Origin of the sequence: Corallococcus sp. AB032C (assembly GCF_003668935.1) — a bacterium.
Lineage (GTDB): Bacteria > Myxococcota > Myxococcia > Myxococcales > Myxococcaceae > Corallococcus > Corallococcus exiguus.
On record NZ_RAWP01000071.1, the window covers coordinates 1 to 25,099 of the forward strand.

The window sequence follows — 25,099 nt, forward strand, 5'->3', positions numbered from 1 at the left end:
GTGGATAAGAGGCAGCGCGGGTGCTACAGGGGTGTTGTCCGGGGCGCTCTCGCTGTGGACGGCGCGGCGAAGGGCCTCCTCCAGGTCGCGGGCGGTGGGGCCCACGGTGGTGAGCATCTGGTTGGCGGCGCGGGCGTGGCGGTTCTCCGACTCCGCGGCGAGCTTGAGCTGGGCCAGGCCCTCGGACACGAGGCGGCGGGCGTCCTCCAGCTTCTGACGCGCCTGGTAGAAGGCCACGTCGGTGAGCATGGACTGGAGGCTGCGGCGCTGCTCCTCGGTGATGCCGGAGAGCTTCTCCGCGCGGCGCAGATAATAGAGGCCGCGCTCCACCTTGGCGGGCTCGCCGGACGCGATGCGCGGGCGGGCCAGGGTCTCCAGGAGGGGAAAGAGGGCGCGGTCCAGGTCGTCGCGGTCGGTGAACTTCTGCTGCGTCAGCAGGGTGACGTCCTGGCCCTCCAGGGGGAGGGGGGCGTAGGCGTCCGCGAGGCGCGGGTCCCCGGGGCGGTAGGCGGCGGCGCCGGTGGGCAGGGCGCGGCCCTTCATCACCACCAGCTCGCCGTTCTCCTGCAGGACGGTGAAGGTTCGGGCGTTGAGCTGGCCCAGGAGGAAGACGACGCCGCCACCCAGGCCCAGGATGACGAGGAAGACGACGAGCCGGGTAAAGGTGCGGCGGGCCCGGTAGCCGAATCCCTGCGGTGAATGGGTGGTCATGTCGCCTGCTCTCCGGTCGGACGGGCTTGGGCCCGTGAGGGTCGAAACCTGAAATTGGGTCTTCTGGGACTCCAACGCTACGATTACCGCCCTGTCGGGATCATCATTTGCAATCCACCTTTCGTCGCATGGGGCCCAGCGAGCTGCTGCCCCGCTACATCTTCGCGGAGAGCCTGTTCGCGCGCCGGCGCGTGCTCGAGGTCGACGCCGTGGCGTCCACGGGCGGCGAGAGCGCGCGCTTCCTGGTGGAGCGGGGCGCTCGCACCGTGGTGGCGTGCGACGCGGACGTGGCGGCCGTGGAGGCGGCGCAGAAGGCCCATGCGCACCCGCAGCTGCGCTTCCGCGCCAACGTCTATGACGACCTGGAGGCGGGAAGCTTCGACCTGGTGCTGGTGACGGACCTGGCGCCGTACGTGCGCGCGCCGGAGCTGTTGGCGGAGCTGGCGCGGCTGGTGGCCCGGCAGGGCTTCCTGGTGGGCGGCCTGCGCAACATCGCGGGGCTGGCGCTGCCCCAGTTGCTGGAGCCGGAAGAGACGGTGCCGCCCACGTACGGGCAGCTGCTGGACGCGCTGACGGCGCACTTCCCGCATGTGGAGGTGGCCACGCAGTCGCCGGTGCTGGGCTACCAGCTGGCGTTCGAGCGGGGCGAAGGGCTGCAGGTGGACGGCTCGCTCGTGCGGCACAGCGAGGCGGCGTACTTCGTGGTGATGGCGGGCCTGGAGCCGACGCGGGTGGTGGACCCCACGTGGGTGCAGCTGCCGCCGGAGCCGCTGGCCTTCACGCGCGGCAAGCTGGACGAGGTCGCGGCCCGGGCGAAGACGTGGGAGGAGCGGGCAGGGCGGCTGAAGGAAGCGGTGTCGAAGCTTCGCGCGGAGATTGGAGACCGCGAGGCGGAGGTCGTGTCGCTCAAGCCGGCGCTGGAGGGCGCCCGGCAGGACATGGCGCGGCTGACCGCGCAGCTGGAGCAGGCTCGGGGCACGGTGGAGTCCGCGCGCGAGCGGGACGACCTGAGCAGCCGGCTGCGGCGCCGGGAGCTGGAGTTGCAGGTCGCGACGGAGCGGATCGCCGATGCGGACCGGCGGCTGACGGCGCAGCGCCTGGAGGTGGAGACGGCGCAGCGTGCGCAGGCGGACGCGGGCGTGCAGGCGCTGGCCGCGCAGGAGACGCTGCGGCTGGAGCGGGCGCGGCGCGAGGAGACGGCGGCGACGCTGGATGAGTCTCGCGAGCGGCTGACGCAGGCGTACACGGAGCTGCGCGACCTGCAGGATGAGCTGGGCTCGCTGCGCATCGACCGGGAGCGGGACCGGCTGGCGGCGGAGCGCGCGCAGGACGGGGCGGAGGACAAGCGCCGTCAGGCGGAGGCGGCTCGCGAGCGGGAGCTGCGCATCGCGGAGCAGTATTCGACGGCGCTCGCGGCGGTGGAGCACCTGAAGGCGGAGCTGGCGCGAGCGCAGGAGTCGGCGCGGACGGCGGGCGACGCGGTTCCGGTGAAGGACGCGGAGCTGGCGCGAGCGCGCCGGGAGCTCGCCGAGGCCCAGCAGCGGATGCACTCCGCCGAAGGGGCGCGCAAGGACGCGGAGGCTCGGCTTTCCGAGCGCGAGGCGTTGCAGCGCGGTCTGGAGACGGAGCTCACCAGCGCGCGTGAGGCGGAAGGCCGGCTGCGGCAGGAGCTGGAGGGCCGCGCTCAGTCGGAGTCGGCGGCTCGGGCGCTGGCGGCGCGGTTGGAAGAGGAGCTTCACGCGGCCGGGCTGCGCCTGGAGTCGCTTGAGGCGGAGCAGAAGCGGGTCGAGTCCGCGCAGCACATGGCCGGGCAGCGGCTGGCGGCGGCGGAGACGGAGCGCGTCCGTGTGGAGGCCGCGCTCGTCCAGGCCATCGACGCGGAGCGGGGCCAGGCGCAGGCACGGCTGGAGGAGGCGCTGGCCCAGGCCCGCGCCGAGGCCGACGAGCGGGTGACGAACGCGCTGGCCGCCGCGCACTCCGACGCGGATTCGAGGCAGGAGCGCGCGCTGGCGGAGGCCCGCGAGCAGGAGGAGGCTCGGCTCGCGCAGGCGTTGGAGGAGGAACGGGCTTTCGCGGAGCTCGCGCTGGAGGAGGCCCGTGAGCAGGCGGAGGCCCGGCTCGCGCAGGCGTTGGCGGAGGCCCGGTCCGACGCGGAGGCTCGGCTCGCTCGGGAGTTGGCGGAGGCCCGGTCCGACGCGGAGGCTCGGCTCGCTCGGGAGTTGGAGGAGGCCCGGTCCGACGCGGATGCCCGTGTCGAGCGTGCGGCGGCGGATGCGCGCGAGGCGGCTCAGGCGCTGGAGGCGAACCGGTCTGACGCGGATACCCGTGTCGAGCGGGCGCTGGCGGATGCGCGCGAGGCGGCTCAGGCGCTGGAGGCGGCTCGGGCCGATGCGGAGGTCCGTGTCGAGCGGGCTCTGGCCGACGCGGCTCAGGCACTGGCTGCGGCTCGGGCGGATGCGGAGGCCCGTGTCGAGCGGGCTCTGGCCGACGCGGATGCTCGTGTGGCGAAGGCGCTCGTGGACGCCACTGCCGAACGGGCCGCGGCCCTGTCGGAGGCGGAGAGCCGCCGCGAGCAGGCGCTCACCGAGGTCCGTGCCACGGCCTCTGCTCAGCGGAGCCGGCAACTGGCGGATGGTGAGGCACGGACAGCGCAAGCCCTCGCGGAAGCGCGTGCCGACGCGGAAGCCGAACGGGCCCAGGTGCTGGCCGAAGCCCGCGCCGAGTCCGAGGCCGAACGGGTCCGGCAGTTGGAAGAAGCCGAAGTCCGCTCGGCGCGGATGCTCGCGGAGGTGCGTTCCGAAGCCGAGGCGCTCCTGGCCCGTCGGCTGGAAGAGGCCGAAGCCCGCTCGGCCACCGCGCTCACCGACTCCCGCGCCGAGTCGAGCGGCCAGACGGAGCAGGTGCTCGCCAACGTGCGCGCCGAGGCTGATGCCCGGCTCACGGCGGCGGAGGCGCGTGCCGCCGAGGCCCTTGATGCGGCGGTCGAACAGGCCCGTTCCGAAGCCCGGGACACCCTGGCCCGTGAGGTGTGGGAACACGGGGTCCGGCTCGCGGAGTCGAACCAGGCGCGCGAGACCGCCGAGGCGAAGAACACGGAGCTGGAGGCAACGCTCCGCTCGCTGCGGCAGGAGTTGACCGACTCGGAAGCCCTGGCCGCGCTCATCCAGGAGGACCTGGCGCGGGAGCAGAAGGCCCGGGCCTCGGTGCAGGCGGAGCTTGATGCTGCTCGCGAGTCCCTGACCCACGAGCAGGAGCGGGGGGCTCGCTGGGAGGCGTTGCTCGCCGATACCCAGGCGCAGCTGCTGTCGGAGCGCGAGCAGCAGGCCCGCGCGCAGGTGGCACTCGCGAACCTTCAGGAGTCGCTCGACGCGGAGCGCGCCCTTCGCGCTCGGCTGGAGGGTTCCGAGTCCTCGTGGAACGAGGCACAGAGCGCACTGGAATCGGACCGGCTGCGGCTGGATGCCGCGCTGGGCGTGGCGCGCACGGTATTGGAGGAGGAGCGCGCGCAGCGGGCCCGGTTGGAGGCGTCGTTCGCCCAGCTCCAGCAGAGCTCCGCTTCGGCGCTGGAAGAGGAGCGCGCCCGGGCTGAAGCCTCGCGGATTTCGGAACAGGAGGCTCGGAGCCAGCTCGAAACGGAGCTGTCGGCGGCGCGTGCCGCGCGGCTGTCCACCGAGGCTGCCTTCGAGCAGACGCGCCAGACCCTTTCGGAGGTCCAGTCCTCCTTCTCCGAAGCGCAGCGCACGAACGAAGAGCTGCGGCAGTCGCACGCGGCGTCGGCGGACGAGGCGCGTGGATACGCCCGGGAGCTGGAAGAGGCCCGTGCCGCGCTGACGGAGGCGAAGCAGTCGCAGGCGGCCCTGGATGCGACGGTGCGTGAGCTGCGCGCGGAGCTCACCGAGGCGCGGCGGTCCGAGGTGGATGCGCTGTCCTCGCTCGATGATGCGCGTACGCAGGAGGCTCGCGACCGCGAGTCGCGCGCGAATGATGAAGCCGCGCTGCGTTCGGAGCTGGAGACCCTTCGCGCGGAGTCCACGGCCCAGCGCGAGCGCCTGACCGATGCGGAGCAGGCGCGGGCCGCTGTCCAGACCCGGCTCGCGGAAGTCGAAGCCCGTGGCTCCGAACTGGAAGCGTCGCTGTCGGACACCGAGTCCCGCTTCGCCGAAGAGGCAGCCCGTCTCCCCGCGATGCAGCAGGCCCTCACGGAGGCCGAGGCTCGCCTCGCGACAGAGACCGCGCGTGGGGCCATGCTGGAGCAGTCCCTGGCGGACACGGAGGCCAGGCATGCCGCCGCGTCCTCTCAAAGGGCCGCGCTGGAGCAGTCGCTCGCGGAGGCAGCGGCTCGCCATGCCGCGGATGCCGCGCGTCTGACTTCGCTGGAGCAGGCGTTGTCGGAGGCGGAGTCCCGGCAGACCACGGATACCGAGCGCCATGCATCGTTGGCGCGGACGCTCGCGGAGGCCGAGGCCCGGCTTGCCACGGAGTCCACGCGGCGCTCCGAACTGGAAGCGGCGCTTTCGGAGGCGGAGTCCCGGCAGGCCGCTGAATCCACGCGGCGTGCCGAACTGGAAACGGCGCTCGCGGAGGCGGAGTCCCGGCAGGCCACGGAGTCCACGCGGCGTGCCGAGCTGGAAGCATCGCTCTCGGAGGTCGACGTCCGGCAGGCCGCGGAGTCCACCCGCCGTTCCGAACTGGAAGCGTCCATCGCCTCGGCGGAGTCCACGATTGCCGCCGAGTCCGCTCGCCGCTCCGTGCTGGAAGCTTCGTTGAAGGACGCGGAGTCCCGCCTCGCCACCTTGGAGCAGTCCCTGGCGGACGCGGAGAAGCGCGCCTCTTCCGAGACGTCGCGCCGTGTCGGACTGGAAGCCTCCCTGACGGAGGTGGAATTCCGGCTCGCCGCGGAGACCTCGAACCTCAGCGCGCTGGAGGATTCGCTCGCGCAGGCAGAGGCCCGGCTCGCGGAGGGCTCGCAGTCGCAGGACGCGGCACGCGAGGCCGAAGCCCGGGCCGCACGTCTCACGGAGTCCCTGACCGCGCGCGAACAGGAACTGCGCGAAGCCAGCGCCCTGCGGGTCTCCATGGAAGCGCAGCTGGAAGGCGCGCTCTCGCGGACCGAGCGGCAGCAGCAGGACCTGGACGAACTGCGCGAGCAGCTGGGGCTGAAGGAGCAGGAGCTGACAGCCGTGCGCGCCGAGACGGCCCGCTTGGGCGCCGCGCACCAGGAGTTGATGCGCCTGGGCTCCGAGCTGCAACGGGCGCACGCCGCGCTGCATGAGCGGAGCCAGCAGGTCGGCCGGCTGGAAGCGGAGTTGGTGGACGCCAGCGACCGGCTCGCCGCCACGCGCGAGCATGCGGAGGTGCTCGTGGTGCAGCTCGAAACCGCGCGCCGCTTCGCGGGCAAGGCCACGAACCTGGAGTCCTCGCTGGAAGGCCTGCGCGAGGAACTGGAAGCCGCTCGCGCGGACGCGGCCCGGCTCACGGAGACCGTCCAGACAGGGAACGAGCGCACCGCCACCCTGGAAGCTCAGCTCGCGGACCTCACCTCGCGCGCTGGGCAGGAGCGGACCGACCTGGAAGCCCGGCTCGCGGAAGCCACCGCCCTGGCCGGCACGGAGCAGGCCGACCTGGAGCTGCGCCTGACCGAGGCGCTCACCAGCGCCGGCACGGACAAGGCCACGCTGGAGCTGCGCCTCAACGAAGCGCTCGCGCGAGCCGGCCTGGAGAAGGCTGAACTGGAGACGCGCCTCAACGAACTCCTCGCGAACGCCGGGACGGAGAAGGCCGAACTCGAAACTCGTCTCGCCGAAACGCTCGCCCAGGCCGGCACGGAGAAAGCCGAACTGGAAGTGCGGCTCGCGGAAGCCACCGCCCAGGCCGGCACGGAGCGGTCGGACCTCGAAGTCCGGCTCGCCGAACTCACGGAGCAGGCCCGCGAAGAGAAGGCCTCCATCGAAGCCCAGCTCTCGGACGCCACCGCTCGCGCCGCCGCTGAGCGGGCCGAGCTCGAAGCGCGCATCGTGGACCTCACCGCTCAATCCGACTCCGCGAACGCCGAGCGCGACGCCCGTCTCTCGGAAGCCCAGACGCGCGCCTCGACGGAACAGGCCGAGCTCGAAGCCCGTCTCGCCCAGTCCGCCGAACAGACCCGCGAATCCCTCGCCGCCATGGAGGCCCAGCTCGCCACGGCGCTCGAGGACGCGCGGACCGAACACGCCGCGCTGGAGTCCCGCGTCGCCGCCCTGACCCAGGCCGCCGCCGACGCCGAGGCCCATGCCCGCCGCGCCGACACCGAGCGCACCGCCATGGCCTCCGAACGTGAGCGCCTCCAGTCGGACCTGACGGTCGCCCGCGCCGCCCGCGTCCGCCTGGAGGGCCGGACCAACTCCCTGGAGACCACCGCCGCGGATGCCGCGCGCCTCCTGGACACCGAGCGCGCTGAACGCGACCAGCTCTCCACCCGGATCCGCGAACAGCAGGCCCGGCTGGACGCGCTGGAGACCGAACGCCAGACCCTGCTCCAGGCCTTGGAGGAGTCGAAGTCCGCCGCCGCCCCGCCCCCGGAGGACGTGCTGGAGATGGCCGCGGAGATGGAGGTCCTCCAGGCCCACGTGGAGAAGATGCAGGACCAGCTCGCCGCCCGGGAGGCCGAACTGGCCGAGCTGCGCAGCACCAGTGCCTCCGCCGCTCCCGGAGCCTCGCGCCGGGCCATGCCCGCCCTGGACGTTCCGTCCTCGCCCAAGAAGGTCGGCGAGCGCGAATAGACGCGGGCGTCTACACTTCCCCCCGTGGACGCAAGCGAACGCATCTTCAAGTACCACGGCCTGGGCAACGACTTCGTCGTCCTGGACCGGCGCCGCACGGGCCTGGACATCGACGCGGAGCAGTCCCGCTGGCTGTGTGACCGGCGCCGGGGCATTGGCGCGGACGGGGTGCTCGCCATCCTCCCGTCGTCCCGCGGCCTTGCCCGCATGGTCGTCCACAACTCAGACGGCAGCATCGCGGAGATGTGCGGCAACGGCCTGCGCTGTGCGGTGAAGTATCTGGTGGACCACTCCGGCAAGCACCCCGCGCTCATCGACGTGGAGACCGGGGCCGGCGTGCTCACCTGCGAGCCAGGGTACGGTGATGGTGGCGTCGTCGGCGTGGACATCTCCATGGGCCCGGCCCGGCTGGTGGCCGCGAACCTGCCCTCCGGGACGACCGGCCAGCCCTTCGTGCGCGCCCCCGTGCCCGGCCATGAAGGCCTGCTCGGCACCGCGGTGAACATGGGCAACCCGCACCTGGTGCTCCTGGATCAGCCCCTGGAAGCCGCCGAGCGCCTGGGCCCCGGCCTGGAGCGGCACCCCGCCTTCCCGGACCGCACCAACGTGGAGTTCGTCCGCGTGGACGAGGACGGCCTCACCGTCGTCGTCTGGGAGCGCGGCTGCGGCCTCACCCAGGCCTGCGGCACGGGGGCGTGCGCGTCCGCCGTGGCGGCCGTGCTGGCGAAGCGCCTGCCCTCGAATGCCTGGCTGCGCGTCACCCTGCCGGGCGGAGACCTGAGAATCCGCGTTCCGGACGACCTGTCCGACATCCGGCTCCGAGGCCCCGTGTCCTTCGTCTTCGAAGGCGTTGTCGTGCTTCCAAGGGCCCGATAGCCTTCGGTTTTCCTCCCTTCGCCCCCCGAGCGCCGTGGCCGGTCCCATCCTCGTCGTCGACGACGACCTGTTCTTCCGACAACTCGCCACGGACCTGCTGTCGCTCCGGGGGCACCGCGTGGTGGCGGTGGAGAACGCTACCCTCGCCCTGGAAGAGGTGTCCCGGGCGACGTTCGACCTGGTGCTCACCGACGTGGTGATGCCCGGCGTGGATGGCTTCTCGCTCACCGCGCGCCTGCGCGAACGCGACCCCGAACAGGAGGTCATCCTCGTCAGCACCCGCGACGACGTGCAGGGCTCGGAGGTCGCGCTGCGCCTGGGCGTGGCGGACTGCCTCGTCAAGCCCGTGGAAGCGTCGGACCTGCTGCTCGCGGTGGACCGCGCCATGGAGCGCGCCCAGCTGCGCCACGAGCGCGCCCGGCTCCAGGACGAGAACCTGGAGTTCGCCCGCTTCCACAACCTCCAGCAGCGCTGCCTGGAGCTGCTCTCCCATCCGGACCTGGAATGGCTTCAGGAGCGCGTCATCGCGGACCTGGGCGCGGTGTGCGACGCGCAGAGCGCCGCGCTGTGGGTGGTGGACGACCGGGGAGACCTGGCGCTGCGCTCCTACCGGGGCCTGCTCGACAAGCAGTTCCTGCCGGAGAAGATGAGCCCGGAGGGGCCGCTGTCCCTTCGCTTGCGCGAAGCCGCCCCGTGGCTGGCGCGCGATGAGCGCTCCCCGGTGCTGTACGTGCCGCTGGTGGCCGCCGGGGAGGTGATGGGCCTGGCGCAGCTGTCCGACCCGCTCACCGGTGACTTCCGCGTGGAGCACACGCGCGACGCGAAGGTGCTGGCGGACTTCGCCGCGGTGGGCGTGAAGAACGGCCGCAAGCTGATGGCGCTCCAGCGCCTGGGCCTGCGCGACCGCGACACCGCCGCGTACAACCTCAGCTACTTCACCGACTACGCGTCCAAGGAGATCTACAAGGCGCGCAGGTACGGGCGCACGTTCTCGCTGCTGACCTTCAGCATCGACAACCTGCCGCTGGTGCGCGTGCGGCTGGGCGCGCAGGACGCGAAGAAGGCCGTGCGCGGCATCATCAAGGCGCTCAGCAAGATCATCCGCGACTCGGACGTCATCGCGAAGGCGAGCGACCAGGAGTTCTACCTCCTCCTGCCGGAGACGGACTTCTTCGGCGCGATGATGTTCGTGCGCCGCGCCGTCGCCGCCGTGCGCGACGAGCCGGACGTGCAGGATGTGGAGCAGCGCCTGCCGCTGGCGCTCGTCGGTGGCGCCAGCACCTTCCCCAAGGACGGCGAGGACTTCGACGAGCTGGTGCACCGCTGCCGCCGCCGCATGGACGAGCGCCGAGCGTCGCTCCAGCGCCGGCTGATGCTGGACGGGCTGCCGTTCTGGGACGAGGTGGACCTGCTGCTGGGCACGCCCAACAGCCCGCGCCTGCCCACGGATGACCGAGCGGAGCCCAGCCGCCGGGGCAAGGTGGCGGACGTGCTCTTCGACGAGCTCCAGGTGGAGATCGCCCGGGAGCTGGTGCGCGACCCGGGCTCACGCGGGCTGCTCTACGTGGGCGGTCCGGAGATCCGCGCGGACCTGCCGCTGGCGGTGGGCCTGGAGCAGGCGCCGCCGGACCTGTCGTCTCGCATCTACCTGTTGGGCCGCCGCGTGGACCTGGAGTCGCATGCCGCGCTCACGCCGGTGTTCCTGGAAGGGGATGAACGGGTGGCGCGCCACGAGTTCATCCTCTGGCTGTCGGAGAGTGCGTCGTACGCGCTCATCCAGCGGCGGGGGCGGGGCGCGACGTGGGGGTTCCACACCTCGGACACCGCGGTGGTGGACGGGCTCATCTCCAAGCTGCAGGCCGAATACGACCTGCAGCCCTACTGACGTCACGAAGCGGAGCAAGCGACCTTGGCCCAGGTGCGGAAGATCCTCATCGCCGACCCCGACCTCGACTCGGTGCGCGCCCTGTCGCGGGCGCTGCGCACGAAGGGCTATCAGGTGCACTACGCGCCGGATGGCTCGCGGGCGCTGGAGGTCGCGGTGCTCCGGCACCCGGACCTGACGCTCTTCGACGAGGCGTGCCGGCTTTTGGACGCGCGCACGTTCGTCCAAATCCTGCGCACCAACCCGCGCACGGAAGACATCCCGGTGGTGCTCACCACGTCCAGCCTGGACTCGGACCGGGCGCGGGGCATGCGGGACGGCACGCTGCGCAAGCCCTTCAACCTGGATGAAGTGCTCAGCCGCATCGAGCACATCTTCCGGCGCAACGAAGCGGCCAAGGACCTCAAGAGCGAGCAGCAGGAAATCGAAGGGTCGCTCAGCCAGCTCAGCATCCCGGACCTCATGCAGATTCTCGGCATGAACAAGCGCAACGGGAAGCTGTCGCTGGAGCGCGGCGCGGAGCGCGGGGAGATCACCGTCTCCGACGGACGCACGGTGAACGCGCGGCTCGGGAGGGTGGAAGGGGAGAAGGCGCTGTTCCGGCTCCTGTCGTGGACGGAGGGCAACTTCACCTTCACGCCCGGCACCAGCGCCGCGCGCCCGCGCATCAACCGCGCGATGGACGACGCGCTGCTGGAGGGCATGCGCCAGTCGGACGAGGTGAACCGCCTGTTGCCGGGCCTGCCGCCGCGCCACACGCGGCTGATGCTGGCGCCGGAGGTGGACCTGTCCGAGGAGCAGCACCCGGTGACGGCGCAGGTGATGGAGTTGCTCCGCCAGCCGCGAGCGCTGGGCGAGGTGCTGGACCTGGCGCCCGCCACGGACATGGAGGTCCTGGGAGTGCTGTCCACGCTGCTCCAGAAGGGCGTGGCGCGGCCCACGGAGAGCGAAGGCCAGAACCTGGGCGCGAGCGACCTCATCGGCGCGGCGGAGGTGCACGCGCTGCGCGGGCGCCTGTTGCGCACGCGGACGCTGGCGAAGGTGGCGACGGCGAAGGTCTTCGTCTGCGGCAGCGGTTCGTCCGCGGCGCGGCGCATCCTGGCGCGGGTGCCGGGGCTGGAGGCGATGTCGGCGGACCCCACCGCGGTGAAGAGCGGCTTCGGGACGCTGGGGCGCCTGGAGCTGAGCGACGTGCTGAACGTGGACTTCTGCGTGCTGCCGCCCGCGGAGGCCGCGCGCCCGCTGTGGCGTCCGTTCAGCGCGGGATCCATTGGCGCGCTGTTGATGGACAACTCGGAGCCGGCGGTGCGGCTGGCGCACTACCTTGCCTGGGAGGTCCGCATCCCCATCGTGGTGGTGGGCACGGAGGTGCCGGCGCCGTTGCAGGGCGCTCCGGCCGGAGTGATTGCTCCCGGTGAAGACCTCACGGAGGCCCTGCGCGCCATGCTGGTCCAGGCGCTCAACCCCGCGCCCACGCTGCCCGGTGTCACGCAGGTGCAGCGCGCTTCCGTGACGCCTCAGTGAGCGCTCAGGTCCGGCGCTCCAGATACATGGGGAGCGTGCCCTTGGGCCGCAGCGTCAGGTGTGAATCTGGCTGCATCGTGAAGCCGGGCGCTTCGCGCAGGCGGTAGCGCCGGGCCACGGTGGCCAGCACGAGCTGTGCCTCCATCAACGCGAAGCTGTTGCCGATGCACTGCCGTGGCCCTCCGCTGAAGGGGAAGTACGCGAACCGGTGCCGCTTCGCGACGGCCTCGGGGGCGAAGCGCTCCGGGCGGAACGCATCCGGCTCCTCCCAGAAGTCCGGGTGGTGCTGCGTGACGTAGGGGCTCACGTCCACCCAGGTGCCCTTCGGAATGTGGAAGCCTCCGATGACGTCGTCCTCCTTCACGCTCCGGCTGAGGACGATGACCGCGGGGTACAGCCGCATCGCCTCCTCCACGACCTGCCGCGTGTACGGGAGCCCCGGCACGTCCTCCACCGTGGGCGAGCGTCCTTCCAGCACCGAGTCCAACTCCGCGTGCAGCCGGGCCTCGGCCTCCGGGTGCTGCGACAGCAGGCCCCACGTCCAGCTCAGCGCCGTGGCGGTCGTCTCATGGCCGGCGAGGAGCATCGTCATCACCTCTGCCCCCAGTTGTTCGTCCGTCATGCCCTCGCCCGTGTCTTCGTCGCGCGCGAGCATCAACATGGAGAGCAGGTCTCCGGTGTCATCGCCGCGCTGGCGCCGCGTGGCGATGATGCCCCTCACGGTTTCCCGCAGCATGCCGCGCGCCTCTCGGAAGGCCCGGTCGTAGCGCGTGGGCAGTATGGGCGGCAGCATCCGGAAGGTGCGGAACCGCTCCGCGAACTGCTGGCTCAGTTCGGTGAAGGCCGTGCCGACCCGTTCCGTCTGGTCCTCCACGGATGTGCCGAAGAGGGCCTCACCGACGATGGCCAGCGTCAGCCGCATCATCTCGTCGTTGATGGCCAGGGGCGTCCCGCTCGCTGCTGCCGGTTCCCAGCGCTGGAGCATCGCCTCCGCGTGACGGACCATGCCCGCGGCCATGCCCGCGATGCGCTGCCGGTGGAAGGCGGGTTGGGCCAGCCGCCGCTGCCGGAGCCAGAAGTCGCCCGTGCTCGTGAGCAGTCCGTCGCCGGTGAGCCACCGGCCCATGCGGTACGCGAAGTGGTCCTTCGTGTAGTTCTTCACGTGGTCCTGCAACACGTGCTTCGCGCCATCTGGATGCGCGATGAGGTGCGAGCGCAGCGGGCCCAGCCGGTAGCGCACCACGTCCCCGTACTGGCGATGGATGCTTCCCAGACAGCCCAGGGCGTCGCGGCGCACTTCGGGCAAGAGACCCATGAGCAGGTGGCCCCGGGGACCGGGTGCCTCTCGGGTGGCGGTGGTCATCGGGCACAACCTCCTGGCTCCGAGTATCGCTCTTCGGCGAGGTCGGCGTGGAGGCGGGCGCCGGAATCCGCCCCTCGCGCGGAATGTTTTCCACATGGGCGCGGCACACGGCCGCACCGGAGAGGGGAACACGGATGATCAAGACGCTGAGGGACGCGGAAGAGCTGGTGCGCACGCGCCACGTCATCACCGAGGTGCCCACCCACGGGCCCACGTCCCTCGTCGAACAGGTCATGGGCGGCAGGCCCACCGGCAGCTGGCGCGACCACGCGAAGGGGCGCCTCGCGTACCGGCTGGGGCGCATGCTGCGCGCGTCGAAGGACGTGCTCGCGGTGCGGCTGGTGGAGGGCAAGGTCGCCTTCGTGGACCCCACGCTCTGGCCCGCCGTCTACCGCGTCGCCATGGAGCCCGCGCGCCGCCGCCCGTCACTCCAGGGCCTGTCCCCGGACGCCCGCGCGCTGCTCTCCACCGTGGAGCGGGACAAGCGCGTCCCGTTGGACAAGGAAGGCCCGTGGACCAAGGCGCGCGAGGCGCTGGAGGAACGGCTGCTGGTCCACTTCTCCGAAGCGCAGGATGACGACGGCCGCCATGTCGCGGTGCTGCGCTCGTGGCGGGACTGGGCTTCTCCCAACCTCAAGGCGGACGCGGCCCGGCTCTCCTACGAGGACGCCCAGGCGCGGCTGCGGGCGGCGTGCGACGGGGCGCCCACGGGACTGGGGCCCTGGGTGTTCTGAAGGCGCTGAAGCTTCAGGCCGCTTCGTCCAGGACTTCCAGCGCGTCCCGGACACCTGGCAGCCGGGCGAGCAGCTCGTACTCCGCGGGCTGGAGCATGGACACGCGGCGGCCCGCGACGCGCTCCATCCACAGCTCGATGCGATGGTCTCCGTCTGGGTTGACCCGGCGGGAGATGCGGGCGCGGCGGCCCTCCTTGTGACAGGCCAGGATGTCCTGCTGGAGGCTGCGGAGACGGCGGAACACCTTCAGCGCCATTCGACCCTCGGGGGTGTCGAACGTGTGGAAATGCCGGTTCCGCGACAGCGGCCGGCTGGGATCATGAAGCCTCTCCACGAGGCGGCGCACGAAAGGGTCCATCGACGGGGAAGGATAACATCCGCTACCCTGTCCCTCAGCGATGCCCCATCGATTTTTGCCCCGTCCCTGGACGCTCGTCCTGCTCCTGCCGCTTGCTTGCAAGGACCCAGAGACAGCGGCCGCGCAGAAACAGGCCGTACAGGTCCAGAACTCCCTGTCCCAGGGCCGTGAAGCGCTCGCGAAGGGCCAGTACGCCCGCGCCATCTCCGAGCTGCAGAAGGCCGCCAACGCCGCGCCAGAGAGCGTGGAGCCGCTCCTCCTCCTGGCCAAGGCCCACCAGGGCGCAGGCAACCCGGGCGCGGCCATCCTCACGCTCAAGCAGGCGGAGGGCCTCATCCCGGGCACCGACCCCGTCATCCAGAAGCAGCTCTCCGACCTGTACATGGGGGAGGGGCAGATTCCCCAGGCCATCTCCACGCTCGTGTCGCTGAGGGAGGAGGGCAAGCTGTCCAACGAGGACATCCTGTCGCTGGCCCGCCTCCAGGCGCGGCAGGGGAACCCGGACGCGGCCTTCACCACGCTGGAGCGCATCCTCCGGGAGAACCCGGACGACGCCCCGACGAAGACGATGGAGGCCGAAATCCTGCTCATGAAGGGCGAGGAGCTGCTCGCGGCCAACCTGATGGACCGCGTGCTCCAGGGCTCGCCCAGCTTCACGCCCGCGCGGCTGTTGCGCGCGCGCTTCTTCCTGATGAGCGGCGTCAACGACATGGCGGAGGCGGACCTCCAGTCCGTGCCGCCCGAGGACGCGGACTCCACGGACGTGGTGGCGATGAAGGCCCGCGTGCTCATGGCGCTCGGGCGCCCGGCCGAGGCGGAAGGCGCGCTGCGCAAGCTGCTGGAGGACGACGCGGACAACGCGGAGGCCACCGCGTGGCTGGCGGAGATTGTCTGCGCCCAGGGCCGCGCGTCGGAGGCCCAGCAGCTGGTGGACCGTGCGCTGCACCTGCGCCCGCGCTTCGCCCGCGCGCTGTACGTGCGCGGCCGCGTGCTGGAGGAGCAGAGCGACGCGCGTGGGGCGGAGGACAGCTACCGCTTCGCCCTCAAGGCGGAGCCCGCGTTCCCGCCCGCGCTGTCGCGCATGTGGCGGCTGCACCTGAAGGCCGGCCGCAAGCCGGAGGCGCAGGAGGTCCTGGAGCGGCTGACGAGCTTGAACGAAGCGACCGTGGAGGAGAAGGCCGCGCTCGCGAACCTCTACGCCCAGTTCGAGACGCAGCTGCCGCGCGGCAAGAAGCTCATCGACGAGGCCCTGAAGCGCGAGCCGCACAACCCCGACTACCTGCGCATCCAGAAGGCCATCGACAAGGCGACGCCCAAGAAGAAGAAGGCGGGCCCGACGGGGCCCGTCATCATCCGCGGGCGGCGCTGACGTCGGGCGCGGAGGAGGGCAGCCCCTCCGCGTCCATGACGACCTTCTCCAGCGCCTTGAGCCCCTTGCGCTGGCCCACCGCCACCACGAGCAGGTTCTCGCGGGTGAAGTAGCGCCGGGCCACCTCCCGCACCCGCGCGGCCGTCTGGCGGTCCACTTGATCCGCGCGGTGGCCGAACGTCTCCGGCCGGCGGAACAGCTCCACTCCGCCGAACCACCCGGCCAGCTCCCCCGGCGAGTCCTGGGAGAACTCCAGCAGCATCCGGTGGCGGCGCTTGGCGCGGTTCAGCTCCTCCTCGCCCGCATCCTTCTCGCAGAGCTCCGAGAGGACACGCAGCGACTCCGCCACCACGAGCGACGCCTTCTCCGGAGCGCTGGCCGCTTCAATCTCGAAGAGGCTGAGGTCGTGGTACGTGTCCAGCCCCGCCTGCACCGAGTACGCAAGGCCGCGCTTCTCCACGATTTCGAACGGCAGCCGCGACGACAGCCCGTCGTCCAGCAGGCGCCGCAGAATCTGGAGCGCGGGGAAGTCCTCGTGCTGCTCCGGCACGGCGCGGAAGGTGAGCTTGAACTCCGTCTGCGACTCGTCGTGGGAGACGAAGTGGAAGTGCGGCCCGGGGCCCAGCGGCGGCGGCGCGCTCTCCGTGGTGGCGCTGCCCTTGGGCAGGTGGGCGAAGGCGCGCTCGGCCAGGGCCAGCACCTCCGAGTGCTTCACGCTGCCCGCGGCGGACACCACCAGGTTGCCGGCCACGTAGTGCCGGGCGAAGTGCTCCAGCACCTGGGCGTGGGTGAGGGCCTTCACGGACTCGGGGGTTCCGGCGATTTTCAGGGACAGCGGGTGGCCGGGGAAGAGCAGGCGCTTGGACAGGTTGTCCAGGTCGATGTCGCGCCCCTTGTCGTCCACCTCGTCGAGCATCTCCTCCAGGATGATCTGCCGCTCCACCTCCATGTCGGTGAGGCGGGGGCGGGTGAGCATGTCGCCGATGACGTCCAGGCCCACGCTCAGGTGCGACGGGTGCAGCGGGGTGTAGTAGTAGCCGTGGTCGCGGGTGGTGGCGCCGTTGAGGTTGCCGCCCACCTCCTCCACGGCCGCGTTCATCTTCACCGTGTCTGGCCAGGCCTCGCTTCCCCGGAAGAAGAGGTGCTCCAGGAAGTGGCTGACGCCGTTGTTCTCCACCGACTCATGCCGGCTGCCGGTCCTCACGTAGACGGCCAGCAGGGCGGTGTGCAGGTGGGGCGTCTCGACGGTGACGACGCGCAGCCCCGAGGGCAGCACGTCCCGGTACGGTGTAAAGCTCATGCGCGAGGAAGCCTTAACACGAAGGTCGTCCCCTGGCCGGGAATACTCTGGCAGGAGAGCGAGCCCCCGTGGGCCTGGAGGATCTGTTGGCTCACCGCGAGCCCCAGGCCCGTGCCGCCCTCCTTGGTGGTGAAGAAGGGCTCGAAGAGGTGGCGGCGGACCTCCTCGGTCATGCCGTTGCCGGTGTCTCGCACGGTGACCTCCACGTCGCCCTCCTTCGGGGTGGTGGCCACGGTGAGCCGTCCCCCGGAGGGCATGGCCTCGCGGCTGTTGCGAAGCAGGTTGAGGAACACCTGCCGCAGCTGGCCCTGGTCCGCGAGCACGCGGGGGGTGCCGGGCGCGAAGTCCCGCACCACCTCCACGCCCGCGCGCACCAGCTCCTCGCGGGTGAAGTCGAGCACGCCATCCAGCACCGCGATGATGTCCTCCGGCTCCAGGTCCGGCCGGGCGGGGCGGGCCATGCGCAGGTACTGCTCGGTGACGTCGGTGAGGCGGTCCACCTCATGGGTGACGGCGGAGAGCAACTCGCGCGCCTCCGTGGCGGTGTCCTGCGAGTCGAACTGCGCGCTGTCCACCGCGTCCTGGAGCAGCTCCACGTTGAGGCCAATGGAGGACAGCGGGTTGCGCACCTCGTGCACGATTTGAGCGGAGATGCGGCCGACCGCGGCCAGCTGCTCCGCGCGCATCAGCGCCTCCGCCTGCGATTTGAGCTGCGCCTCGCGGGCCTGGAGCGAGCGGGCCATCTGGTCGAACTCGCGTGCGAGCAGGGCGACCTCGTCCGCGCCGCGCACACCCAGCTGGGCGGAGTAGTCGCCCCGGCCGATGCGGGACACGCCTTCGATGAGCGTGCGCACCGGGCGCAGCGTGCGGGCGGACCAGGCGGTGACGCCCACGCCCACGCCAATGGCCATGATGGACAGCGCGATGATGGTGAGGCCCGTCCTGCGCTCGCGCTCCTCCGCGCCGTCCACGCGCTCGCGGATGCGGTTGGTCAGCGTCGCGCGCAGCACGCGCAGCTCACGGCCGATGGCGCTCTCCAGTTGGCGCAGCTCGGCGGTGGCGCGTGCCACCTCCTGGCTTTCGGGGGACTCGGACGCGAGCGAGGTGAACACGGCCTCCACCGCGTGCCCGTAGGCCTTGGAGTTGCGTGACAGCTCCGCGAAGCGCGAGTCCAGCTCCATCACGAAGGGCACTTCACCTTCCGGGGCGAAGGTGAGCACCTCGCGGGCCTTGGCGCGGGCGGCCTCCAGGCGCTGGGCCATCTGGGGCGCGTAGTACAGGCTCGCCAGCCGGATGAGCGCGCGGCGCGTCTCCACGCTGTTCTGCTCCAGCACCCGCTCGGTGTCCTTCTCCTGGCTGGTCTGGAAGGTCTCCAGCGCGGCGGCGTCCTGGGACAGCTGGAGGTAGCCCTGGCTGACGAGCCGGATCTCCAACCGGTTGCGGTGCAGCTCCGCCACGCTGAACAGGGACACCGCCCCGAACGTCAGCAGCACCAGCGCGTAGCCCAGGAAGATGCGGGTGGCGAGCGAGAGCTTCATGGAGGAGGGGACAGGACATACGTCCTGGAGCGGTCGCATTACAGCGCAATCCCCACCGCGCCGCCTGCTTCCGGGCTCTTGGTCGTCCGGCTTCTAGCTCCCTAAAGAAGGAAACATACAGGAATGATAACGTACCGTTCCAGTCAGTACACGCCTTACGCGTGCTGAAATGCGGGTCCGGCTAAATTAACTATTGAGTTGTTCTTCAATAAACCTATCGAAGCTATTGGAACGGCCCCAAGACTTCATTGCCTCGATTACATCCTCAGTAGTTCGGACCATGAGCAGGGCACGCAGCGAGTCTCGGTGATTCCGTGGCAAGTATCCACTCCCAGAGTTCATGTTTCGCCAGAACTTGACCGCCGTATTGATCCCTCGCTCCAATTCAGCAGCCTCAGGGTTCTCTATTGCTCTCTTCTTGTTACGCAGAATTCCAATCGTATATCGGAAGTGGGCGGTTGGATCCGACTGGTAGGTTGCGGCAGTGTCCATTGCATCGGCAATTTCATTCGCGGGAAATATTTTCAGCCAGTTCTGAATTTTCAGCCTAGCTTCTTTGTTGAGCGGACCGGCTTTGTTGAAAAGTGAAGCCCAATGGCTTGATAGGAAGTCCACATCTGCTGAGGTAGATGTGGTTCGTGTTTGGTCTTCTGTTGTTGTGAGTGGTTTTGTTGTCGAGTCATGGAGTTGACTCTGCCTCGGACCAAATCGCAGGGCCTCGCTCGCCGTTGGCGAGGCTTCTTGGAATGCGCGACTCATCGGATCATATGAACGCCGGAATCGGCGGCCGCCGGTATGGCTATCAATCTGAATGACTTGATAGCCGACTCGAAGGTCCCATGCCTCGCGACCATAACGTCCTACTCCAGCACTTGCTCCGGCAAGAACTGCAAGAGTCCAATTCCCTGCCGAGTCCTCCTCGGCCCAATCGACGTGCTGGTGCCCATGTATTGCTAGCTGGAAGGAATTGTTTTTCAGCCAAGAGCGAATTTCAGGTGCACCCTCCATGACTGCCATGTCTCCTCTGGTTCCAGTTGGATTGTAGAGGTGGTGGTGCATTACGGCGATGCGGATTTCTGAGTCCCCATTTTGACTAAGGAGACTTTCTGCCAAGTCGCGTTGGTTCGTCCCCACAGCTCCTCCGCTAGTCAATCCGCGGTCATGTCCTTCGCATGAGTTGAAGCCAATGACTTGAAGTCCTAGTTCTTTTTTTAGATCGAATATGTGTACTTGCTCGTGTGCGGGTCTCCCGTGAGGCCACGGCCTCATGTCCGAATAAAAACCAGTCCAGATTTTGGCGAACAGGGAATAGCGCTCTTCTGGCGTTGTGGCATCTCGGATCTCGTCATGATTCCCTGGTACGAGAATGAAACGACTTCGTTCTAGAGACAGGAACTCTGATAGGTTGGTCAGGAATTCGATAGCCAGTTGAACTCCACTGGACTGCCCTCGGTCCAGGAGATCGCCTGAAACAATGACGAGGTCCGGACTCCAGTGATTCTTCCTGATGTCCTTGATTATGGACTTCAGCAGTCCTCGTTGATTGTAAGAGGGCTCATTAAATGCCGGCCACTCTGGTGAATTCCAGTAATGGGCGCTGGGGAAGCGCTTCGACTGAGCGGCAAAGTGTAGATCCGTTAAATGAAGAATTGTTAGCGGGAGACGTGAGGTAAGAGAGTCGTCTTTTGTGGATTGGTCGGTTGGTGCTTTGTTCGATGTTATTGCAGTAGATGGGTTTTTAGAATTGTTATTGTTTATGGTTCTGCTTGGAGGGTGTTTGGTTTTTCTGTGGGGTTGGCGAAGTTTACGCAGTTGTGTCAGCGCAGCCTCGTTGGTTGGATCCGACGCCAAGATCCGTTCGTATAGAGATATGGTTTCGGCGGTATTGCCGGCCTGCTCGGTGATGATGGCTAAATTGCGTATTGCGGCTATTTCGGAGGGCTTGCTCTTGAGATAGGTCCTGTAGGCCCACTCGGCCTCAGGGTACTTGTTCAAACGTTGAGCTGCATATCCGTAATCAAATAGCGTGGAGATATCGGAAGGGGTGATGCCGATAAGGCGCGATGTTGTGTCGAATAGCTGTTGGATGGCGGTGTTGTGAAGTAGCAGCGCGCGCCAGAGTGATAGGTAGAACGCGGAGAATACTTTCGCCGTGCTGGGAGTTTCGCTGCTTAGTTCAAGGTGGGCAAATGCAATTTGATGTATTTTGGTGAACTGACTGGAAGAGATTTTGTCAATGTCGTCTTCTGGGGCGTACCATTCGCCACAGGAATGGCATTTACGTCCTGTTGATGCGTGCCAGAGGTGGACTCGAAGGTGGTGATTAACAGCTTTGATGAAATTCTTGGTCTCAAGATATGCGTATGTCAGATCCTCGCTTAGGGCGGGATGGTTGCAAGTGACGCTTGCTTCAATGAGTTTCGAGTAGTCTGTGGTGCCTGTTTCTGAGTTTAATTTGTACGATATGTATAGTGCCTTGCCGCTGGTTTCGCTTGAAGGGAACTGGCTTTTGAGGTGGGTGATGACTGGGTGAATTCGTGTGTCGAAGCTGTAGCCCTGTAGGCCGTCTTGGAGTCTCACCGGCGAGTAGGCTAACGAAGGGGATGACTCCATGTAGTCATCAACTGCCGCAAGGGCGAATGCATTGGCTTCGGCATGCTTGGCTTCTTTGAGTAGTAGTGCTGCGATGCTGAATCGCCCGATTATTTGTGCGGATTTGTCTGGCTTCGAGAGTTCGTGACGATAGTGCTCCATGGCCTCAACGTGGTTTCCGAGTGCCATGTGAATGTCGCCAAGGATTGTCCTTAGTCCGGCTCCGTCTTGTTCCGGTTGAGGTGGGAGTCTTTGTAGTAGTGTTAGTGCCTCTGAGTAGTTTTCTTGCTCCTTCTGGGTCATTGCGGCGAGCCAGAGGACTCGTGGAGATGGGGAGCCTACTTCCAGTAATGGCTGGAGCCATGTGATTGCTTGGTTGTGGTTGCTGTAGGCTTCTCTTGACGCGAGTCTGTATCTCGCTTCTTCGTTTGATGGGTCTCGCTTTATGACCCTGAGTAAAAGTTCCTCGCGCTCTTCCTTGTTTCCTGGAATCGAGTTTTCCAGAAGAAGGAGCCCATGTAGGGGGCAGTTTTGAAGCTCTACAGCTTGGCGGAGGAGTTCAAATGCTTGTCCGCCAATTTTGTCGTCTTTGCGTAAATAGAAAAGCTCTTTGCCGCGTAATGCAGACCATGCTTTTTGATAGAGAGTTTCGCCGTTGCGGCGGTGGGAGAGAGCTTTATCGAAATTGAGATCAGCTTCGTCCCACTGCTCTAATTCGAGGTGGCAAAGTCCAGTGTTGTGGTAGTCGTGCCACTCAGGGGTGGTGATTTTGCTGAGTAGTGCGATTGCGTCGTGGTGGCGCCGTTCATTCATGGCGATGTGGCTGAGTTTTCGATTTGTCTTGTCTTGATCGGATTCTTTGTCTGTGTTTTTGAGGGCGGTGTTGCTGTCTTGGCTGTCGTTCATCTAGGCGTGCTCGCGTGATTTGGGAGGGCTGTCGAAGGCAAGGGCACTTCAAAATATAAACTGGATGCCTACGGGTGCTCTTGGCGGAACAGTATAAGCGAGCAATCTTGCCCTCACGGTCAATCAAGTGGCTCCGTCCCTACTCCCGGCTCCTGCTGTTGAGAGAGGGCTGATAGCGTCCACCGCATGGCTTCGCGCTTCGTCCGCACCACGCTCCTCGCCGTCGCCCTGGTGTCCCTCGCCCCTGCCTGCAGGGAGATGGCGGTCCTCCCCTCCCTGGACCTGCTCACCGCCTCCTGCGCCGGCACCCAGCCCCTGGCCGGGGTGACGCACCTGCGCTTCCGCGTGACGGGCCCTGGCCTCGACACGCCCCGCGAGCGGGTGTCGACGGTGGAGTGGGCGCCAGAGGACGTGCCGGTCCTGCCGCCAGGGAGCGCGCGGGTGCTGGAGGTGCGGGCCTACGTGGGGGTGCCGGACCAGGGCGGACAGCTGGTGTCGCTGGGCCGCACGGCGCCGTTCGACGTGGCGGAGGGGCAGGCGCCCAGGGTGCGCGTGGTCCTGCGGCGGCTGGGGGAGTTCGTGCCGGTGAACCTGGCGTCGGACCCGCGGACGTGCTCGCTGCCGGCGGAAGCACGCGCGGCGCACACGGCCACGACGCTGCCGGATGGGCGGGTGTTGATCTCCGGTGGCTATCTGCCCCTGCCGAATGGCACGCGCCCTGTGTCGGGAGCTTCGGAGGTGTTCAATCCGGCGGACGGCACGTTCAGCGTCGGGCCAGCCGTGGGCGCGCGGGCCTTCCACACGGCGTCACTGCTGCCGGATGGCCGCGTGTTCCTGGCGGGTGGCGCGGAGTCCTTCGCCCCGGTGTCGTTGCAGTCCACGGCGCGCCTCGTGGACGTGACGACGGGCGCGGTGAGTGAGCTGACGCACAAGGTGGCGCGCTACCAGCATGCGGCGGCGGTGGATGCGGAAGGACACGTGGCGCTGGTGAGCGGACGCGCGGCGGACGGCAGCACGGTGAGCGAGATGGAAGGTTTCGACGCGACCAGGGGACTCTTCGTGGCTCCCGGTATGTCGGTCCACCGCACGGACGTCGCGCTGGCGGTAAGGCCGGACGGGATGAACATCCAGATCGTGGGAGGCGTTGATTCCCTGAAGAAGGCCGATACCGACGTGTCGGCCTTCAGGTTCAACAACGACACCTTCTGGTTCCTGGCGGCAGGGACGGAGCTCCGCGTCGGCAGGCAGGGCGCCGCCGTGGCGATGTTGGGCCGCGCGGACGAGTCTCCAGAGCTCCTGGTCATGGGCGGCTTCGACGGCGCGGATCCGGCGGAGGATGCGCGGCCCGTGGGCTCCTCCGAGTTCCTGGATGGGGTGATCTCCGTGCGTGAAGGCCCCGCGCTGATGCCCCGGAGCAACCCGTGCGCGGTGACGCTGCCGGACGGTCGCATCGTGGCGCTGGGCGGGCGGGGCACCGGCATCGGCACGACGTACGCAGTGCCATGGGCGGAGCTGATCACCCCGCACACGAGCGCGCAGCCCACCGTGCTGGGGCTGTCGCTGATGCCGCAGCCGCGCGTATGGCACACGTGCTCCGCGCTGCCGGACGGCTCCGTGCTCGTGGTGGGCGGCGTGGACGACAGCACCGGGGAGATCCGCGCCAACACCGAAGCCCTGGTGGTGATGCCGCCGCCGCGCGACTGAAGCTGCTACGCTCCAGGTCCCATGAAGGACTGTCTACCTGTCCGGTTTGCTCTAGCCCTGGCGTTGCTCCTGACGACCGCGGAGGCCATCGCGCGTGAGCAAGAGGAACTCGCGATCCGCACGGTGCTGCTGTCGGAGCACCCATCGGACTTCGTGCCCACCCTCTACGTGAAGGGGAAGGTGGCCACCGTCCTCCGCTTCGAGGCGTCCGTGGACCCCGCGCGGACCCGCATGCTGGCATGGGAGGGCCGGTTCGAGCCGCTGCTGGTGGGCGGCCGCAAGGTGATTGTCGAACCCCTCCAGGACTTGCAGGAGGACGACGGGCTCCCTCTGCTGGTGACGCTCGCGAATGGCAAGGAGGTGCCGTTCCTCCTCAAGCCCGCGGGGGATGGGATGCGGAGCAGGGTGGATCAACAGGTGAACGTGTTCGAGGACCCACGCGGCTACGACGCCATGTACTCGACGCTGATGGACTCACTCAAACAGCGGCGCGTCCTGGAAGAGGAGAACCAGCGCCTGCGAGAGGAGGAGCACTCCGCGGACCATGCGCTCGCGACGCTCCTGGCCCAGGGGAACCTCAAGCACACGCCTTTCACCCGTCGCCAGGGCTGGCGTCTCAAGGAGGAAGGGGCGGACATCCTGGTGGAGGTGCTCTCCAGCAAGACGCTTCCGAAGGTGGCCGTGTTGTTCACCCTGACGAACCGGGATGCGAAGAAGCCCTGGCGGATGAGGGAAGCCCGTCTGTCCACGGTTTCCGGCGGGAACTCACGTGCGTTCGCGCTGCGCATGCAGCAGGAGGAGATTCCGCCGGGCGCCATGGGCCGCATCGCGGTTGTCGCTGACGACAGCGCCTTCCAGTCACAGCAGGGCCTGGAGCAACTGGCGCTGGAGTTGCTCCGTGCGGATGGCTTGTCCCAGGCCTACCTCGTCCTGGAACAGCGTTTCATCCGGGAGTAGATCGACGCGACATGAACGCACCGCGCAAGTGGTCCCCGGTTGCCATCGTGCTGGTCTTGTCGCTGGGCTGCACCACGACCCGAGGGGGCGTGGGGCTTCGTTCGGACGGGACACCCAAACCCGAGGACTGTCCCGAGGACGCGCTGAACACGATGCGGATTCTGCGCCTGCGTGTAGGCGATGGGGCGAATGTGGCGCTCGACATCAACCAGGACGACGTCAGCCCCATCACGCTCTACGACGGTCCTGTTGAGAGCCTGTTGATTTCCAGCCTCGGGCCCCTTGAAACGACCACCCGCCTCTATGGACGGGTATGGACCGGCGGCCCGCAGGTGGTCGTCCGGTACTACGAGGCGCATCCGCCGGACGGCGACAAGGTCCCCATCTGTGCCGTGGCGCGGCTCTCCAAGGGGCAATTGCGGAAGCGGTCCGACTCCAAGCCAGGAACGGCCATCCTGGAGTTCTCCTCGGCGGGCGTCGACATCGTCGAGTCCTATCGCTGAAACACGAAGGCCCCGCGTCCC

15 protein-coding genes are annotated in these 25,099 nt (G+C 68.4%); 9 read left to right on the plus strand and 6 right to left on the minus strand.

Going from position 1 to position 25,099, the window contains the following annotated elements; genetic code table 11:
- Window positions 1-711, minus strand: a 711-nt coding sequence (locus D7X99_RS27060) for an IF-2 protein (RefSeq protein WP_121780310.1), incomplete at its 3' end; no start/stop codon positions are given.
- A gap of 128 nt (window positions 712-839) precedes the next feature.
- On the opposite strand from D7X99_RS27060, the gene D7X99_RS42915 reads away from it, so the two are divergent.
- From D7X99_RS42915 to D7X99_RS27080, 4 genes are read left to right on the plus strand one after another with little or no spacing between them, the layout of a single operon-like run.
- On the plus strand, window positions 840-7,469 hold the full coding sequence (locus tag D7X99_RS42915) for a methyltransferase domain-containing protein (protein WP_158627077.1): 6,630 nt from the start codon (window positions 840-842) through the stop codon (window positions 7,467-7,469).
- 24 nt (window positions 7,470-7,493) lie between these two features.
- Entirely contained in the window at window positions 7,494-8,345 is an 852-nt protein-coding gene (gene dapF, locus D7X99_RS27070) for a diaminopimelate epimerase (RefSeq protein ID WP_121780311.1), read from the plus strand.
- Window positions 8,346-8,379: 34 nt separating this feature from the next.
- On the plus strand, window positions 8,380-10,230 hold the full coding sequence (locus tag D7X99_RS27075) for a response regulator (RefSeq protein WP_121780312.1): 1,851 nt from the start codon (window positions 8,380-8,382) through the stop codon (window positions 10,228-10,230).
- A 24-nt stretch (window positions 10,231-10,254) separates the two neighbouring features.
- Entirely contained in the window at window positions 10,255-11,754 is a 1,500-nt protein-coding gene (locus D7X99_RS27080; protein WP_120594869.1) for a DUF4388 domain-containing protein, read from the plus strand.
- Window positions 11,755-11,758: 4 nt separating this feature from the next.
- Here the strand turns inward: D7X99_RS27080 and D7X99_RS27085 are convergent, their stop codons facing one another.
- Window positions 11,759-13,117 (minus strand): cytochrome P450, encoded by a 1,359-nt coding sequence (locus D7X99_RS27085; RefSeq protein WP_121780313.1) that lies wholly within the window; start codon window positions 13,115-13,117, stop codon window positions 11,759-11,761.
- 134 nt (window positions 13,118-13,251) lie between these two features.
- Between D7X99_RS27085 and D7X99_RS27090 the strand changes: the two genes are divergently transcribed.
- Complete coding sequence (locus tag D7X99_RS27090; protein ID WP_121780314.1) at window positions 13,252-13,851, plus strand: RNA methyltransferase; 600 nt, start codon at window positions 13,252-13,254, stop codon at window positions 13,849-13,851.
- A gap of 13 nt (window positions 13,852-13,864) precedes the next feature.
- Here D7X99_RS27090 and D7X99_RS27095 read toward each other — a convergent pair whose 3' ends face one another.
- Complete coding sequence (locus tag D7X99_RS27095; protein WP_233613763.1) at window positions 13,865-14,107, minus strand: hypothetical protein; 243 nt, start codon at window positions 14,105-14,107, stop codon at window positions 13,865-13,867.
- Between the two features lie 157 nt (window positions 14,108-14,264).
- Between D7X99_RS27095 and D7X99_RS27100 the strand changes: the two genes are divergently transcribed.
- Complete coding sequence (locus D7X99_RS27100; RefSeq protein ID WP_233613765.1) at window positions 14,265-15,578, plus strand: tetratricopeptide repeat protein; 1,314 nt, start codon at window positions 14,265-14,267, stop codon at window positions 15,576-15,578.
- Here D7X99_RS27100 and D7X99_RS27105 read toward each other — a convergent pair.
- The 3 genes from D7X99_RS27105 to D7X99_RS42425 form a co-directional block, all read right to left on the minus strand.
- Window positions 15,559-16,878, minus strand: coding sequence for a pitrilysin family protein (locus tag D7X99_RS27105; RefSeq protein WP_121780317.1), 1,320 nt, complete (start codon window positions 16,876-16,878; stop codon window positions 15,559-15,561). The genes D7X99_RS27100 and D7X99_RS27105 overlap by 20 nt on opposite strands.
- Window positions 16,875-18,416 carry a HAMP domain-containing sensor histidine kinase gene (locus tag D7X99_RS27110; RefSeq protein ID WP_121780318.1) on the minus strand — a complete coding sequence of 514 codons (1,542 nt, stop codon included), beginning with the start codon at window positions 18,414-18,416 and terminating at the stop codon, window positions 16,875-16,877. Before D7X99_RS27110 ends, D7X99_RS27105 begins: the two co-directional genes overlap by 4 nt.
- A 186-nt stretch (window positions 18,417-18,602) precedes the next feature.
- Window positions 18,603-21,914: a metallophosphoesterase gene (locus tag D7X99_RS42425; RefSeq protein ID WP_147476279.1), complete on the minus strand. Its 3,312-nt coding sequence runs from the start codon at window positions 21,912-21,914 to the stop codon at window positions 18,603-18,605.
- 186 nt (window positions 21,915-22,100) lie between these two features.
- On the opposite strand from D7X99_RS42425, the gene D7X99_RS27120 reads away from it, so the two are divergent.
- The 3 genes from D7X99_RS27120 (at window position 22,101) to D7X99_RS27130 (ending at window position 25,078) form a co-directional block, all read left to right on the plus strand.
- Window positions 22,101-23,618, plus strand: coding sequence for a hypothetical protein (locus D7X99_RS27120; RefSeq protein ID WP_121780319.1), 1,518 nt, complete (start codon window positions 22,101-22,103; stop codon window positions 23,616-23,618).
- 63 nt (window positions 23,619-23,681) lie between these two features.
- On the plus strand, window positions 23,682-24,575 hold the full coding sequence (locus tag D7X99_RS27125) for a DUF2381 family protein (RefSeq protein ID WP_158627078.1): 894 nt from the start codon (window positions 23,682-23,684) through the stop codon (window positions 24,573-24,575).
- 11 nt (window positions 24,576-24,586) lie between these two features.
- Complete coding sequence (locus D7X99_RS27130) at window positions 24,587-25,078, plus strand: serine/threonine protein kinase (protein ID WP_121780321.1); 492 nt, start codon at window positions 24,587-24,589, stop codon at window positions 25,076-25,078.
- Window positions 25,079-25,099 lie beyond the last annotated feature (21 nt).